At 68.4% G+C, this 15,684-nt stretch carries 11 protein-coding genes; 5 read left to right on the forward strand and 6 right to left on the reverse strand.

Features of this window, described 5'->3' with window-relative positions; genetic code table 11:
- Positions 1-18 precede the first annotated feature (18 nt).
- Positions 19-1,635: an acid phosphatase gene (locus AB4850_RS20740; RefSeq protein WP_414444871.1), complete on the reverse strand. Its 1,617-nt coding sequence runs from the start codon at positions 1,633-1,635 to the stop codon at positions 19-21.
- A 201-nt stretch (positions 1,636-1,836) separates the two neighbouring features.
- Between AB4850_RS20740 and AB4850_RS20745 the strand changes: the two genes are divergently transcribed.
- Positions 1,837-3,243: a cytochrome-c peroxidase gene (locus AB4850_RS20745; protein WP_414444872.1), complete on the forward strand. Its 1,407-nt coding sequence runs from the start codon at positions 1,837-1,839 to the stop codon at positions 3,241-3,243.
- 109 nt (positions 3,244-3,352) lie between these two features.
- On the forward strand, positions 3,353-3,856 hold the full coding sequence (locus tag AB4850_RS20750; protein ID WP_414444873.1) for an NUDIX hydrolase: 504 nt from the start codon (positions 3,353-3,355) through the stop codon (positions 3,854-3,856).
- A gap of 86 nt (positions 3,857-3,942) precedes the next feature.
- Here AB4850_RS20750 and AB4850_RS20755 read toward each other — a convergent pair whose 3' ends face one another.
- Positions 3,943-5,661: a glutamine--tRNA ligase/YqeY domain fusion protein gene (locus AB4850_RS20755; RefSeq protein WP_414444874.1), complete on the reverse strand. Its 1,719-nt coding sequence runs from the start codon at positions 5,659-5,661 to the stop codon at positions 3,943-3,945.
- 226 nt (positions 5,662-5,887) lie between these two features.
- On the opposite strand from AB4850_RS20755, the gene AB4850_RS20760 reads away from it, so the two are divergent.
- Positions 5,888-6,097: an ornithine acetyltransferase gene (locus tag AB4850_RS20760; RefSeq protein WP_414445570.1), complete on the forward strand. Its 210-nt coding sequence runs from the start codon at positions 5,888-5,890 to the stop codon at positions 6,095-6,097.
- Positions 6,098-6,514: 417 nt separating this feature from the next.
- On the opposite strand, the gene AB4850_RS20765 is transcribed toward AB4850_RS20760, so the two are convergent.
- A complete protein-coding gene (locus AB4850_RS20765) occupies positions 6,515-7,735 on the reverse strand; it encodes a CaiB/BaiF CoA transferase family protein (protein WP_414444875.1) in 1,221 nt (406 codons plus the stop codon).
- A 293-nt stretch (positions 7,736-8,028) separates the two neighbouring features.
- Here AB4850_RS20765 and alaS point away from each other — a divergent pair, with 293 nt between their 5' ends.
- Positions 8,029-10,653, forward strand: a complete 2,625-nt coding sequence (gene alaS, locus AB4850_RS20770) for an alanine--tRNA ligase (RefSeq protein WP_414444876.1) — start codon at positions 8,029-8,031, stop codon at positions 10,651-10,653.
- 125 nt (positions 10,654-10,778) lie between these two features.
- Here alaS and AB4850_RS20775 read toward each other — a convergent pair whose 3' ends face one another.
- On the reverse strand, positions 10,779-11,723 hold the full coding sequence (locus AB4850_RS20775; protein WP_414444877.1) for a LysR family transcriptional regulator: 945 nt from the start codon (positions 11,721-11,723) through the stop codon (positions 10,779-10,781).
- 132 nt (positions 11,724-11,855) lie between these two features.
- Here AB4850_RS20775 and AB4850_RS20780 point away from each other — a divergent pair, with 132 nt between their 5' ends.
- Positions 11,856-13,274 (forward strand): aldehyde dehydrogenase family protein, encoded by a 1,419-nt coding sequence (locus AB4850_RS20780; protein WP_414444878.1) that lies wholly within the window; start codon positions 11,856-11,858, stop codon positions 13,272-13,274.
- Between the two features lie 101 nt (positions 13,275-13,375).
- Here AB4850_RS20780 and AB4850_RS20785 read toward each other — a convergent pair whose 3' ends face one another.
- Complete coding sequence (locus AB4850_RS20785; RefSeq protein ID WP_414444879.1) at positions 13,376-14,449, reverse strand: aldose epimerase family protein; 1,074 nt, start codon at positions 14,447-14,449, stop codon at positions 13,376-13,378.
- Positions 14,446-15,669, reverse strand: coding sequence for a XylR family transcriptional regulator (locus tag AB4850_RS20790; protein WP_414444880.1), 1,224 nt, complete (start codon positions 15,667-15,669; stop codon positions 14,446-14,448). The genes AB4850_RS20785 and AB4850_RS20790 overlap by 4 nt, the downstream gene beginning before the upstream one ends.
- Positions 15,670-15,684: the final 15 nt, after the last annotated feature.

A 15,684-nucleotide genomic window follows, 5' to 3' on the forward strand; every position in this document is an offset into this window, starting at 1 on the left:
CGCTGCGATTGCCGATGCTTAGTTGGTCGACAGCGTCAGGGCGGCGGTCAGGTCGCCCATCGCCGCCGCGCCGTTGGCGGCCAGCGCGTTGTCGCGCACCGTCAGGCCATGCAGCTTCGGCAGGCTGTAGCGGCGCGTGATGAAGCGCAGGATCGAGGCCGTGTCGTATTGCGTGTGGTCGACGAAACCCTTCTTCGCGAACGGCGACACGATCAGCGCCGGAATCCGCGTGCCCGGGCCCCAACGGTCGCCCTTCGGCGGCGCGGCGTGATCCCAGAAGCCGCCGTTTTCGTCGTACGTCACGATCACGACCATGTTGTTCCACTGCGGGCTCTTCTGCAGGTGGGCGATCACGTCGGCGATGTGCTGGTCGCCCGACGCCACGTCGGTGTAGCCCGCGTGTTCGTTCAGGTTGCCCTGCGGCTTGTAGAACGACACTTGCGGCAGCTTGCCCGCGTCGATCGCCTTGATGAACTCGGAGCCGTTGATGCCGCCGTCGAGTACGTGCGCCGCGCGTGCCGCGGTACCCGGCGCCAGGTCCTTGTAGTAGTTGAACGGCTGGTGGTGGTACTGGAAGTTCGCCTTCGCGATCGTGGTGCCGTCGGCCGCGGCGGCCGGCGTGGTGCCTTGCGCGTTGCTCAGCGCCGCGCCGAACGCGCCGCCGTACCAGGCCCACGACACGTTGGCCGTGCTCAGCAGGTCGCCGATCGTGGTTTCCGTCTGCGGCGGCAGGGTGGTGGCGACGGTCGGGTCGGCCAGCGTCAGCGTGGCGTCGGTCGCCGGGGCCTTGTTGCCGCTCGGCTGATACGGCGGCTGCATCGTGTTGACCGCGTAGAAGTCCGGCGTCAGGTTGCCCGAGTTCAGGAACTTCGGCACGCCCGTCAGCGCCGAGGCCGGCGAGGTGGCCGGATCGACCGTCAGCGACACGCCGTCGGCGTTCACCGTCGAGATCGACTTGGAGGCCACGCTGTTGTTGGCGTTCGGGTAGACCGGCGCGCAGGCGCAGATCAGGTATTGGTGGTTCAGGAACGAGCCGCCGAACGCGCCCATGAAGAAGTTGTCGGCCAGCGTGTATTGCTGGGCGATCTTCCACAGCGGCAGCTTCGATGCGTCGGTGTTGTAGTGGCCCATCACCAGGCCGCCCGAATCCGCCCAGGCCGCGAACATGTTGTTCTTGCCGCCGTTGATCTGCATCTGGTTCTCATAGAACCGGTGATACAGGTCGCGCGTCGTGACGTTCAGCCCCGTGTTGAAGCCGGCCGTGTCGTCGATCGCGAACGGCGCGTTCGGCAGGTTGGCCGTCATGGCTTCGGTCACCGGCACGGCCGCGCCGGCGGCGGTCAGGCCGCCCCAGATCCTCGGCAACGTGGCGAGCGGGGTGCCGTCGCGGTCGAGCTGAACGGCGTCGGCGGCCTTGATGTTGGCTGTGCCGTTCGCGCCCGGGAAGGCGCCGTAGAGGTTGTCGAAGCTGCGGTTTTCCGCGTAGATCACCACGACGTTCTGCACCGACGCGAGCGTCTGGGCAGCCGGCGGGGTGGTGGTCTGCGTGGTGTTGTCATCGTCGCTGCCGCAGCCTGCCAGGAAGGCGGCCGCTGCAAGCGCGATGGGCGTAACGCGGATCAAGGTTTTCTTCATTCGTTGTCTCTCTGTCGCACATGTACCGTAGGAGCCGGCGGAATCCTCGTATGACGAATGACAGCCGGCCGATCGGATTATGTAAGTAATGTTTGACGGCTAAATGTAGTAATCCTTTCGTTTGCCTGTCGATTCAAAGTCACGTGATTGACATTTGACTGTCATACGCTCGCGCCTTCCTTTCTTGTCTTTCGGAATGTCATGCGCAGCCTGTCACAAGACCTCGCCCGGCCCCGGCCGCTTCGTCACCCGTTCGTCGCCCGCGCGGCCGTCATTGCGTCGATGCTGGTCGCGGGGCTGTTGAGCGGCTGCGACCAGCACGCGCCGGGCTCGGCGGGCAATGCACCGGCCGCCTCGGGCGCCGCTGCCTCGGTTGCGTCGGCTGCGCAAGCCGCCGCGCCGCGGGCCGCGAGCGACGAGATCGTGGTGGCGAACCAGCCGCAGACGCGCGCGCAGGTTTATGCGGCCGTCAAGAAGATGACAGTGCTCGGTAAGCAGATGTTTTTCGATCCGTCGTTGTCGGGTTCGGGCAAGCTGGCGTGCGCGTCGTGCCACAGCGCCGAGCATGCTTTCGGTTCGCCTAACGCGCTGTCTGTGCAATTGGGCGGCGACGATCTGCATCAGCAGGGCTTCCGCGCGGTGCCCACGTTGATGTATTTGCAGAAGGTGCCGCCGTTCACCCGGCACTTCCACGATTCGGACGAAGAAGGCGACGAGAGCGTGGACGCCGGCCCGACCGGCGGCCTGACCTGGGACGGCCGCGTCGATCGCGGCGAGCAGCAGGCGCGCATTCCGCTGTTGACCCGCTTCGAGATGAACAGCACGCCCGAGAAGGTGGCGAAGGCCGTGCGCGCCGCGCCGTATCTGGCCGATTTCCGCGCGACGTTCGGCGACAAGGTGCTCGGCGACGACAAGGCCACCTTCGAGGCGGTGTTGCAGGCGCTCGGCACCTACGAGCAGACGCCCGAGGTGTTCACGCCGTACAGCAGCAAGTACGACGCGTTCCTCGATCACAAGGCCACGCTGACCGAGGCCGAGATGCGCGGCCTGGCGCTGTTCAACGACGAGCGCAAGGGCAATTGCGCGAGCTGCCACATCAGCCAGCGCTCGCTCGACGGCCAGCCGCCGCAGTTCAGCGATTTCGGCCTGATCGCGATCGGCGTGCCGCGCAATCGCGCGCTGGCGGTCAACCAGGATCCGAAGTTCTATGACCTCGGCGCATGCGGGCCGGAGCGCCAGGACCTGAAGGGCGAGGACGAATACTGCGGGATCTTCCGCACGCCCACGCTGCGTAACGTGGCGCTGAAGAAGGCGTTCTTCCACAACGGCATCTATCACTCGCTCGAAGAGGTGATGCGCTTCTACGTGCAGCGCGACACGAACCCGGAGAAGTTCTATCCGGTGCGTCACGGCGTGGTGCAGAAGTTCGACGATCTGCCGAAGCGCTATTGGGCCAACATCAACACCGAGCCGCCGTTCGACCGCAAGAAGGGCGAGAAGCCGGCGCTCGACGAGGCCGAGATCCAGGACGTGATCGCGTTCCTGAACACGCTGACCGACGGCTATCAGGCCGGCGGCGCGGGCAAGGACAAGCTCGCCGCGCGCTGAAACCGCCGCGGCGGGCCGGCTCCGATCGTCGAAAATCGGCATGGTATGCTCGCCGGCGAGGCGCATGCGCGCCTCGTCCCGCTCATCCGAATGCCGAGGAGAACCGACGATGGGGGCACCCCTTGCGAACCTGAAACCGGCGGCAGGGCGGCCGCGACAGGCAGCGCGCACGCTGTCGTGCGGCGTCGTGCTGCTCGATCCGGCGGGCCGCGTGTTGCTTGCGCACGCAACCGAAACCACGCATTGGGACATTCCGAAGGGCGCGCGCGATCCGGGCGAAGCCGAGCGCGACGCCGCGCTGCGCGAGCTGTTCGAGGAAACCGGCATCGTGCTCGCACCCGATCGCCTGATCGAACTCGGGCACTTCGCCTACCGTACCGACAAGGATCTCTACCTGTTCGCCGCGCGCCTGCGCGATGCCGAAACCGATCTGTCGGCCTGCCTCTGCACTTCCATGTTTCCTAGCCGCGCGACGGGGGCCTCGATTCCCGAGATGGACGCGTTCCGCTGGGTCGAGGTGGCGCAGGTGGCCGAGTACGCGAGCCGCAGCCTCGCCAAGGTGTTCGCGAGCACGCTGTCGCTGACGGCGCTGCATCGGCGGTTGCCAGCCTGAGTGCCACGGCGGCAGCCGTTGACGGCGGACGAAAAAAACCGGCCGAGGCCGGTTTTTTGCATCGAGCGCCGGGTGAACGGCGTGGCTTACTTCGCGGTGCCCCAGCTATCGCGCAGCGGCACGATCCGGTTGAACACCGGCTTGCCCGGCTGGGTGTCGTAGCGGTCGGCGACGAAGTAGCCGTGACGCTCGAACTGGTAGCGCGCCTCGGGGGCCGCGTTCTCGGCGCCCGCGTCGCCCGGTTCCAGGTAGGCGTTGACGATCTTCTTCGAATCGGGGTTCAGCGCTTCCAGATAGTTGCGCCCGCCCGCATCGGGATGCGCCTCGCGGAACAGGCGGTCGTAGATCCGCACCTCGGCCGGCACCGCGTGCGCGGCGCTGATCCAGTGGATGTTGCCCTTGACCTTGTAGGTGTTCGCGCCTTCGGTGCCCGACTTGCTGTCCGGGAAGTAGTTGCAGTGCACCGCCGTGACCTTGCCTTGCTCGTCCTTGTCGAAGCCCGTGCACTCGATCACGAAGCCGTAGCGCAGGCGCACCTTGTTGCCCGGGAACAGGCGGAAATAGCCCTTCGGCGGCACTTCCTGGAAATCCTCGCGCTCGATCCACAGCTCGCGCGAGATCGGGAACGTGCGCTGGCCGCGCTCCGGATGATGCGGATGCACGGGCGCCGTGCAATCCTCGCTCTGGCCTTCCGGGTAGTTGTCGATCACGAGCTTGAGCGGGTCGAGCACGGCCACCGTGCGCGGCACCTTCTCGTCGAGATCGTCGCGCAGCGCGCCTTCGAGCACGCCCATGTCGATCCACGAATCGACCTTGGTCACGCCGATCCGGTCGCAGAACAGGTGCAGGCTTTCCGGCGTGAAGCCACGGCGGCGGATGCCGACGATGGTCGGCATGCGCGGGTCGTCCCAGCTGTCGACGTGGTTCTCGTTGACCAGTTGCAGCAGCTTGCGCTTGCTGGTGATCGCGTAGGTCAGGTTCAGGCGCGAGAATTCGATCTGTTGCGGCAGCGGGCGCGTGAAGCGGCCGGCGTCGGCCAGCTCGTTGAGCACCCAGTCGTACAGCGGGCGGTGATCCTCGAATTCGAGCGTGCACAGCGAATGCGTGATGCCTTCGAGCGCGTCCGAGATGCAGTGCGTGTAGTCGTACATCGGGTAGATGCACCACGCGTCGCCCGTGCGGTAGTGATGCGCGTAGCGGATCCGGTAGATGACCGGGTCGCGCATGTTGAAGTTCGGCGAGGCCATGTCGATCTTGGCGCGCAGCACATGCGCGCCCTCGGGGAATTCGCCGGCCTTCATGCGACGGAACAGGTCGAGGTTTTCCTCGGGCGAGCGGCTGCGGAACGGCGAATCCGTGCCCGGCTCGGTGGCCGAACCGCGGTTCGCGCGCATGTCCTCGGCGCTCTGGCTGTCGACATAGGCGCGGCCGCGCTCGATCAGCAGCTCGGCGAACTGGTAGAGCTGGTCGTAGTAGTCGCTCGCGAAATACTGGTGATCCTTGCCGTCCTTCTGCCAGTCGAAGCCGAGCCATTGCACCGCGTCGATGATCGAGTTCACGTACTCGACGCTTTCCTTTTCCGGGTTCGTGTCGTCGAAGCGCAGGTGGCACACGCCGCCGTAGTCGCGCGCGACGCCGAAGTTCAGGACGATGCTCTTCGCATGGCCGATGTGCAGATAGCCGTTCGGCTCCGGCGGGAAGCGCGTTTCGACGCGGCCGCCCCACTTGCCCGAGCGGTTGTCGTCGTCGATGGTGTTGCGAATGAAATTGGATGCCGCGGGGGCGTCGTTGCGTTCGGTGCTCATGCGGGAACTGGAAGAAGTGGGGCGCGCGCCGGGTGCGCCGCCCGAAACCGTCGATTCTACCTGACGCGGGCGCGGAGCGAGGCGCGCGCGGCGGCGGGCGAGGCCTTCTGTTTCAGTCGTAACGGGAGGTAAAACGCGTTGTCGAGCGGTGAGCGGCCTTTTTAAGATAAGTCACCCGGTTCGAAGCCGCATGAACTCCAAGGGGAATACCAACATGAACACGAAAATGAAAACCACGCACTTCCTGATCCGCGCAACTGTCATCGCCCTCGTCGTCTCCAGCCTCGGCGCCTGCGCCGTGACGCGCACCCAGCGCAACGCCGGCATCGGCGCGGCAGCGGGCGGCGCACTGGGCTACCTGATCACGGGCGGCCCGATCGGCACCGTGGCGGGCGCGGCCGGCGGCGCGCTGGTCGGCGCGAACGTCCATCGTTGATGCCTGGGGGCGGCTTCGCTCGATGCCTGATGCGAGCGGCCCCGATCTCCGAACCCTCTGACGATTGAAGCCGCCCGCCATCCCGGCGCGGCGAGCGTCCGGACAACACGTTCCAACAGGTTTGCGGGCCGGCGGCAACGCTGGCCCGACCGGCTTCCGCTCTACCGGGCGGGAGCCGCCCGCGTTGCCCGCAACGGCGACGCAAAAGACGGCAACGTCGAGCTGCAGCAACAGGCATCAGGGAGAAATCCGGCATCGGAACTCTGGCGATTCGGCGCGAGCCGGGTGCGGAGGGAAGATTTGCCGGTCAGACAGGACGCCGCGGGAGGCCACTCACCGCGGTGCGGCGCCGGGACACGCGAGCAGCGTGCCCCGGCGTTTTTTATGCGCGGCGCGCTCGCCGGCGCGCTCACCGGCTCATAGCGCGCCCTTGTCGCGCAATGCGGCGATCGCCGCGTCGTCGTAGCCGAGCAGCTCGCGCAGCACTTCATCGGTGTGTTCGCCGAGCAGCGGCGGGGCGCTGCGCGCCTCGGGCGGCGTCGCGCTCATCTTCACGGGATTGCGCACCAGCTTGACGGGCGTGCCGCTCGGATGCGGCAGTTCGACCTGCAACCCGCGCGCCACCACCTGCTCGTTCTCGAACACCTCGCCCAGATCGTTGATCGGCCCGCACGGCACGCCGGCCGCCTCCAGCGCGGCGATCCACGCGTCCTTGCCGCGCTCGCGGGTCATCTCCGAGAGGATCGGCACCAGCACCGGGCGGTGCCGCACGCGCGACGGATTGGTCGCGAACCGCGGGTCGTCGGCCAGTTCGCCGCGCCCGCCGGCCTCGACGAACTTGCGGAACTGGCTGTCGTTGCCCACCGCCACGATGATCCAGCCGTCGCTGGTCTGGAACGTCTGGTACGGCACGATGTTCGGGTGAGCATTGCCCCAGCGCGTCGGCGGCTGGCCGCTGGCGAGGTAGTTGGTGTTCATGTTGGCGAGCAGCGCCACCTGCACGTCGAGCAGCGCCATGTCGATGTACTGGCCTTCGCCGGTGCGGTCGCGGTGCGTCAGCGCGGCCATGATCGCGACCGCCGAATAGAGCCCGGTGGCCAGGTCGGCGATCGCCACGCCGGCCTTCTGCGGGCCGCCGCCCGGCTCGCCGTCGCGCTCGCCGGTGATGCTCATGAAGCCGCCGAGGCCCTGGATGATGAAGTCGTAGCCGGCGCGGTGCGCGTAGGGGCCGGTCTGGCCGAAGCCGGTGACCGAGCAGTAGATCAGGTCCGGCTTCACGGCGCGCAGCGCGTCGTAGTCGAGGCCGTATTTCTTCAACTGGCCGGCCTTGTAGTTCTCGATCACCACGTCGCTTTGCGCGGCCAGCTCGCGGATCACGCGCTGGCCCTCGGGCGAGGCGATGTCGACCGTCACCGAGCGCTTGTTGCGGTTCGCGGCCAGGTAGTAGGCGGCCTCGCGCGTGTCGCTGCCGTCGGGCGCGCGGTGGTAGGGCGGCCCCCAGTGGCGCGTGTCGTCGCCGGCGCCGGGGCGCTCGATCTTGATCACGTCGGCGCCGAAATCGGCGAGCGTCTGCGCGCACCACGGCCCGGCGAGCACACGGCTCAGGTCGAGCACGCGGATATGACTCAAGGCTCCCATCTGCTGTCTGTCTCCCTTGTCGAATCTGGCTGCGCCCGCGGCTGCCGGCCCGGGCGGCGGTCGTCGCATCTTAAAGCGAATCGCGCGGCGGCGGCGCGGGGGATGCGCTGCGGCGGCTTCGCGGCGCGCCCGGGCAGGCGTGCCGGCGCGCCGCCAGGGGCGCGGGCCTGCTGCCTTCGGGTCGCGATCCCGTATAATCGTCGGTTTCCGAAACCAGCCGCCGTTCGCCCGTTTCCCCGGCGCGCGGCGCCGATAGCCACAGAGCCTGTCTGGCAGGTCCGTTCCCGCACGCTATGAAAGCCGCCGAAATCCGCGAGAAATTCCTCAAGTTCTTCGAATCGAAGGGCCACACGATCGTTCGTTCGTCGAGCCTCGTTCCGGGCAACGACCCGACGCTGCTGTTCACCAACTCGGGCATGGTGCAGTTCAAGGACGTGTTCCTCGGCACCGAATCGCGCCCGTATTCGCGCGCGACCACCTCGCAGCGCAGCGTGCGCGCGGGCGGCAAGCACAACGACCTCGAAAACGTGGGCTACACGGCCCGTCACCACACGTTCTTCGAGATGCTCGGCAACTTCTCGTTCGGCGATTACTTCAAGAAGGATGCGATCCACTACAGCTGGGAGCTGCTGACCTCGGTCTATCAGTTGCCGAAGGAAAAGCTGTGGATCACCGTCTATCACGACGATGACGAAGCCTTCGACATCTGGAACAAGGAAGTGGGCGTGCCGGCCGAGCGCATCATCCGCATCGGCGACAACAAGGGCGCGCGCTTCGCGTCGGACAACTTCTGGCAGATGGGCGACACCGGCCCGTGCGGCCCGTGCTCGGAAATCTTCTACGACCACGGCCCGGATGTGTGGGGCGGCCCCCCGGGCTCGCCCGAGGAAGACGGCGACCGCTACATCGAGATCTGGAATCTCGTGTTCATGCAGTTCAACCGCGACGCGCAGGGCAACATGACGCCGCTGCCGAAGCCGTCGATCGACACCGGCATGGGCCTCGAGCGGATTGCCGCGGTGCTGCAGCACGTGCACAGCAACTACGAAATCGACCTGTTCCAGAACCTGATCAAGGCCGCCTCGCGCGAAACGGGCGTGAGCGACCTGACGAACAACTCGCTGAAGGTGATCGCCGATCACATCCGCGCGTGCTCGTTCCTGATCGTCGACGGCGTGATCCCGGGCAACGAAGGCCGCGGCTACGTGCTGCGCCGCATCGTGCGCCGTGCGATCCGCCACGGCTACAAGCTCGGCCGCAAGGGCGCGTTCTTCCACAAGCTGGTGGCCGACCTGGTCGCCGAGATGGGCGCCGCCTATCCGGAGCTGAAGGAAGCCGAAGGCCGCGTGACCGACGTGCTGCGCCAGGAAGAAGAACGCTTCCTCGAAACCATCGATCACGGCATGACGATTCTCGACGCCGCGCTGGCCGATCTCGACGCGAAGGGCGGCAAGGTGCTCGACGGCGAACTGGCGTTCAAGCTGCACGACACCTACGGCTTCCCGCTCGACCTGACGGCCGACGTGTGCCGCGAGCGCGAAGTGACCGTCGACGAGCCGGCCTTCGAGGATGCGATGACGCGCCAGCGCGAGCAGGCCCGCGCGGCCGGCAAGTTCAAGGCCACGCAAGGCCTCGAATACTCGGGCGCCAAGACCACCTTCCACGGCTACGAGCAGATCGCGTTCGACGACGCGAAGGTCGTCGCGCTGTACGTCGGCGGCGCCGCGGTGAACGAGGCGAAGGCCGGCGAGCAGGCGGTGGTGGTGCTCGACCACACGCCGTTCTACGCGGAATCGGGCGGCCAGGTCGGCGACCAGGGCGTGCTGGCCAATGCGGCCACGCGCTTCGCCGTCGAGGACACGCTGAAGGTGCAGGCCGAGGTGGTGGGCCACCACGGTGAAGTGGCGCAGGGCGTGCTGAAGGTGGGCGATACGGTGCGCGCCGAAATCGACATCGCACGCCGCATGCGCACCGAGCGCAACCATTCGGCCACCCACCTGATGCACAAGGCGCTGCGCGAAGTGCTCGGCAGCCACGTGCAGCAGAAGGGTTCGCTGGTCGACGCCGACAAGACCCGCTTCGACTTCGCGCACAACGCGCCGCTTTCGGATGACGAAATCCGCAAGGTCGAGGCGATCGTCAATGCCGAAATTCTCGCGAATGCGCCGGGCGTGGTGCAGAACATGTCGTACGACGACGCGGTCAAGGGCGGCGCGATGGCGCTGTTCGGCGAAAAATACGGCGACGAAGTGCGCGTGCTCGATCTCGGCTTCTCGCGCGAGCTGTGCGGCGGCACGCACGTGAGCCGCACCGGCGACATCGGCTTCTTCAAGATCGTGGTGGAAGGCGGCGTGGCCGCCGGCATCCGCCGCGTCGAGGCGATCACGGGCGACAACGCCGTGCGTTTCGTGCAGGAACTCGACGCGCGCCTGAACACCGCCGCGGCCATGCTCAAGGCCCAGCCGGCCGAGCTGACGCAGCGTATCGGCCAGGTGCAGGATCAGGTCAAGTCGCTCGAAAAGGAACTGGCCGCGCTGAAGTCGAAGCTGGCGTCGAGCCAGGGCGACGAACTGGCGCAGCAGGCGGTGGACGTGAACGGCGTGCTGGTGCTGGCCGCCACGCTCGACGGCGCCGATTCCAAGACGCTGCGCGAGACGGTCGACAAGCTCAAGGACAAGCTCAAGCACGCCGCCGTGGTGCTGGCGGCGGTGGAAGGCGGCAAGGTCAGCCTGATCGCCGGCGTGACGGCCGAGGCCAGCAAGAAGGTCAAGGCGGGCGAACTGGTCAACTTCGTCGCGCAGCAGGTCGGCGGCAAGGGCGGTGGCCGCCCCGACATGGCACAGGCAGGCGGCACCGAGCCGGCCAACCTGCCGGCCGCGCTGGCCGGCGTGCAGGCCTGGGTGGCGTCGAAGCTGTAACGCCCCCGGCGCGTCGCGCCCGCTGGAACCAGCCGCGAGCCGCGAGGTTCGCGGCTTTTTTACGTCTGCGTGCGTCGCGTCATGCGCTCGCCATGCTCCGCGTCATGCGCTCGCCATGCTCCGCGTCATGCGCCGCCCGGCCCGGCCATCCAGTCGCCGGGAAGCACGGCCGTGCCCTCGTCGCGCATCGTCTGCACCAGTTCGATCAGCGCGCGCAGGCGGGCCGGCACGAAGCGCCGGCCGGGGTAGTAGAGCCGCAGCCCGCCGAACGGCTGGCACCACGCCTCCAGCACCGGCACCAGCGCGCCGCTGGCGAGCGCGTCGGCGATGAACCATTCCGAGATGAAACCGAGCCCCAGCCCCGCCAGCACCGCCTGGCGGATCGCGCGCGTCTCGCTGAACACCATCCGCGTGGGCATGTTGACCTGGAACTTGCGGCCGTCGCGCTCCAGCTCCCAGTGATAGATGCCGCCGTGCCCCATGCGCATCGCGATGCGCTGATGCGCGATCAGGTCGGCCGGCTCGCGCGGCGTGCCGTGGCGCGCCAGATAGTCGGGCGTGCCGACCACCAGCATGCGGATGTCGCCCGTCAGCGGCACGGCGATCATGTCCTGCGGCACCGATTCGGCGAGCCGGATGCCGGCGTCGAAGCCCTCGGCCACGATATCGATGAGCCGCAGGTCGGTGGTCACGTCCACCCGCACCTCCGGATAACGCCGCAAGTATTCGCTCAGCAGCGGCTGCACCAGCATCACGGTCGATTCGGGCGGCGCGTTCAGGCGCAGCGTGCCGCTCGGCATGTCCGGGCCGCTTGCGGCTTCCTCGCCGGCGCGCCGGATCTCGGCCAGCGCGGGGCCGACGCGCTCGACGTAGCGCTGCCCGGCGTCGGTCAGCGCCACGCTGCGCGTCGAGCGGTTGAACAGGCGCACCGCCAGCCGTGTCTCCAGCCCGGCCACGGCGGCGCTGACCGCCGTGCTCGACATGCCCAGCTCGCGCGCCGCCGCGCGAAAGCTGGCGTGACGGGCCACGGCCAGCACCACTTCGAGTTCGGTCATGCCGGTGCGATGCATCGAGTGTCCTGATTTTCGGGATGAGCCATGCATGATAGGCCGTCTTATCGAAACAGTCGCGCTTCCCTAGACTGGCATCCATGCAAGCGGCGCCCGCCTGGCGCCGCTCGGCCCCTCACACGGAGAACGCACATGCAACGGATCGAGCACCTTTATATCGATGGCGAATTCGTCCTGCCGCACGGACAGGAATGGTTCGACCTGACCAACCCCGCCACCGGGCAGACGATCGGGCAGGTGCGCCTGGGCGACGAGCACGATGCGCACCGCGCGATCGAGGCGGCCCACGCCGCGTTCCCGGCCTGGTCGCGCACCTCGCGCGCGCAGCGGCTGGCCGCGTTGCGCCGCATCCACGAACAGGTGGCGGCGCGCGAGGCGGCGTTGCTGGAGGCGATCGTGACCGAGTACGGCGCGCCGTCGTCGCGCGCGCGCTGGATGGCGGCCTATCCGGCCCAGACGGTGCAGGCCGCGATCGATGCGCTCGAAGCGTTCGCGTTCGAGGAGACGGCCGGCGCGGCGCGCGTGGTGATGACGCCGGTGGGCGTCGCGGCGCTGATCACGCCGTGGAACAGCAATGCCGGCTTCATCTGCAACAAGCTCGCCACCGCGCTGGCGGCCGGCTGCACGGCCGTGATCAAGCCCAGCGAGATGAGCGCGTGGCAGACGCAGATCGTGCTGGAGGCGCTGCATGCGGCCGAGCTGCCGCGCGGCGTGGTCAATGTCGTGAACGGGCGCGGGGACGTGGTAGGCGAGGTGTTGAGCCGCGACCCGCGTGTGGCGAAGATCTCGTTCACCGGTTCGTCGGCGGTCGGGCGGCGCCTGATCGAAGCGGGCGCCGGCTCGATCAAGCGCGTGACGCTCGAACTGGGCGGCAAATCGCCGACGCTGGTGCTCGACGATGCCGATTTCGACGAAATCATGCCGACCGTCCTGCAGGCCGGCTTCATGAACAGCGGCCAGGCCTGCATCGCCGGCACGCGCATCCTGGTGCCGCGCGCGCGGCTCGCCGAGTTCGAACAGGTGGCGGCCGACGCGGTGGCGCGCGTGAAATCGGGCGATCCGCGCGAGGCCGATACCGAGATCGGGCCGATGGTCAGCCGCCGCCAGTGGGAGCGCGTGCAGGGCTATATCCGGCTCGGCACGGAAGAAGGCGCGCGCCTGCTGGCCGGTGGCGAGGGGCGGCCGGATGGGCTGTCGGCGGGCTGGTTCGTCAAGCCGACGCTGTTTTCGGGCGTACGCAACGACATGCGGATCGCGCGAGAGGAAATCTTCGGGCCGGTGCTGTCGATCATCGCCTACGAAGACGACGAAGACGCCATCGCGATCGCCAACGACACCGATTACGGCCTGAGCGCGCTGGTGCTCGGCCGCGACCGCGAGCGCTGCGAGCGCATCGCGCTGCGGATCGACGCGGGGCGGGTGCTGGTCAACACGCTGAACCACGAGCCGCGCGCGCCGTTCGGCGGCTTCAAGCACTCGGGGCTCGGGCGCGAGATGGGCAAGTGGGGGCTCGGCGCGTATCTGGAGCCGAAGACGCTGATGGTGGGATAGCGGCAAGGGTGGTGCGCCAAGGCCGGGGCGGCGTGGCCGGTGGCGCCTTTTCCGGTGTCGTCTCACTCGAGGACGTTGCGGCTAGCCACGCACACCGCGGCCTAGCCCGCCACCGCCACGCGATACCGCGTCTCCTGCCGATACACCTGGCCCGGGCGCAGCACAACCGCCTCGGCCGCCTCCGAATTGACCTGGTTCGGGAACGCGCCGGCCTCCAGGCACAGCGCGCTGCGCGGCGCATGCGCGCCCGCCAGCGCGTTGCCGGTATAAAGCTGCAGCCCCGGCTGGTCGGTCAGCACCGTCAGTTCGCGGCCGCTGCCGGGATCGTAGACGCGCGCGACGGCGCGCACGCCGCCGCTGCCGGCATTCGCCTCGCGCAGCGCGAAGCAGTGATCGAAGCCGCCCGCCAGCGCGAGCTGTGCGTGCGGCCAGCCGAGCCGTGCGCCGAGCGGCGCGCTCTGGCGGAAATCGAACGCGGTGCCGGCCACGCTGGCGAGCCGCGTCGGGATCATCCGCGCATCCACTTCCAGATACTGATCCGCGTCGATCGTCAGGACGTGCCCGTCGATGTCGGCATGCGGGCGTCCGCTCAGGTTGAAATACGGGTGACTCGTCAGTTGCAGCGGCGTGGGCGCGTCGCTGCGCGCCTCATAGCCGATCGACAGCGTGCCGTCGTCGTCGAGCGCGTAGCGCACCTGCACCTCGACGTTGCCGGGGAAGCCGCCGTCGCCCTCGGGCGAGACCAGCCGCATCACCAGCGCGTCGTCGAGCATGTCGGTGTCCCACAGCGCCCGGTGAAAGCCGCTCAGGCCGCCGTGCAGGCACTGCTCGCCGTCGTTGCGGTCGAGCGTGTGGTCGATGCCGTCGAGCGTGAAACGCGCACCGGCGATGCGGTTCGAGCAGCGCCCGACCAGCGCGCCGAGATAGGCGTGCGAATCGAGGTAGGCGGCCGGCGCGTCGAAGCCGAGCAGGATCTCGCCGAGCCGGCCGCTGCGGTCGGGCGTCTGCCACGACACCAGCGTCGCGCCGAGATCGCTGATCGCCACGCGCATGCCGTGGGCGTTGCGCAGCGTGAAGAGGCGCACCAGGTCACCGCCGGGCAGGCGGCCCCACGGCCGCGACGAGACGCTGTGGCCGGCCGGCCCGAAGGCCGGCGTCGATTGGATTGCGCTCAAGCGTGGCCTCCGGACAGCGTGCGTTCCTGATATTCGCGCGGCGTGCAGTCGAGTTCGCGGCGGAACACCGCGTACATGTATTGCGTCGAGGTGAAGCCGCAGCGCACCGCCACCTCGGCGGTGGCCAGCTCGTGCTGCGTGAGCAGCTGCTTGGCCGCGTCGAGCTTGTGGCGCAGGATTTCCTGATGCACGGTGCAGCGCAGCTCGCGGCGGAAGTGTTCCTCGAGCGACGAGCGCGACACGCCCACGTAGTCGGCCACCTGTTCGGTGCGGATGCCCTGGCACGCGTACTGGCGGATGAAGTGCCGCGCGCGCATCACATAGGGGCTCGCGAGCGGCTGGTGGCGCGTGGAGGCGAGCACGTTGATGCCCACCGGCGGCACCAGGATCTGGCGGCCGGCGAAGCGCGCGCCGCCGAGCATCTGGTGCAGCAGGTGGGCGGCGGTGCGGCCCATCTCCTCGGTGCCCTGGATCACCGACGAGAGCGGGATGCGCGAGAGCGTGCGCGTGAGCGGATCGTTGTCGATGCCGATGATGGCGATCTCCTCGGGCACCGCGAGCCCGGCCGACACGCAGGCCTGCAGCAGGTGCCGCGCGCGCGCGTCGGTCACGGCGATCACGCCGACCGGCTTGGGCAGCGCGCGCAGCCAGTCGATCAGTTGCCGGGTGGACTGGTGCCAGGTGGGCGCGCTGGTGGACAGCCCGCGGTAGATCTCGTGCTCGATCGGCAGCGCCGGCGCATCGTGGCGGCGCAGACGCGTGTAGACGAGCTCGCGCTGCTGCGCCCAGCGGTTCTCGTCGGCGGGGGGCAGGCTGTAGAGCGCGAAGTGCTCGAGCCCGGCCTCGATCAGGTGCGTGTAGGCGAGCGCGATCAGCTTGCCGTTGTCGGTGGCCACGTAGGGCAGGCCGGCCGGGTAGTGCGTCGCGTCCTCGTAGGACGAGCCGACCGCCACCACCGGCAGCGGGCAACCGCGCAGCGCCGCGTCCACGGCCGGGTCGTCGAAGTCGGCGATGATGCCGTCGCCGTCGAAGCGCTCGATGCCGGCCAGCCGGCAGCGGAAGTCGTCCTCGAGGAACAGGTCCCAGGTCACGCGCGTCGAGCGCATGTAGTCGCCGATGCCGGCGATCACCTCGCGGTCGTACACCTTGTTCGCATTGAACAGCAGCGCGATGCGGTGCGCGCGCGCGGACGGCGGCGGATCGGCGGATGGACGTTGCATGGACGGTCTCCTCGC

It is taken from the genome of Burkholderia sp. 22PA0106 (assembly GCF_047497155.1).
Lineage (GTDB): Bacteria > Pseudomonadota > Gammaproteobacteria > Burkholderiales > Burkholderiaceae > Burkholderia.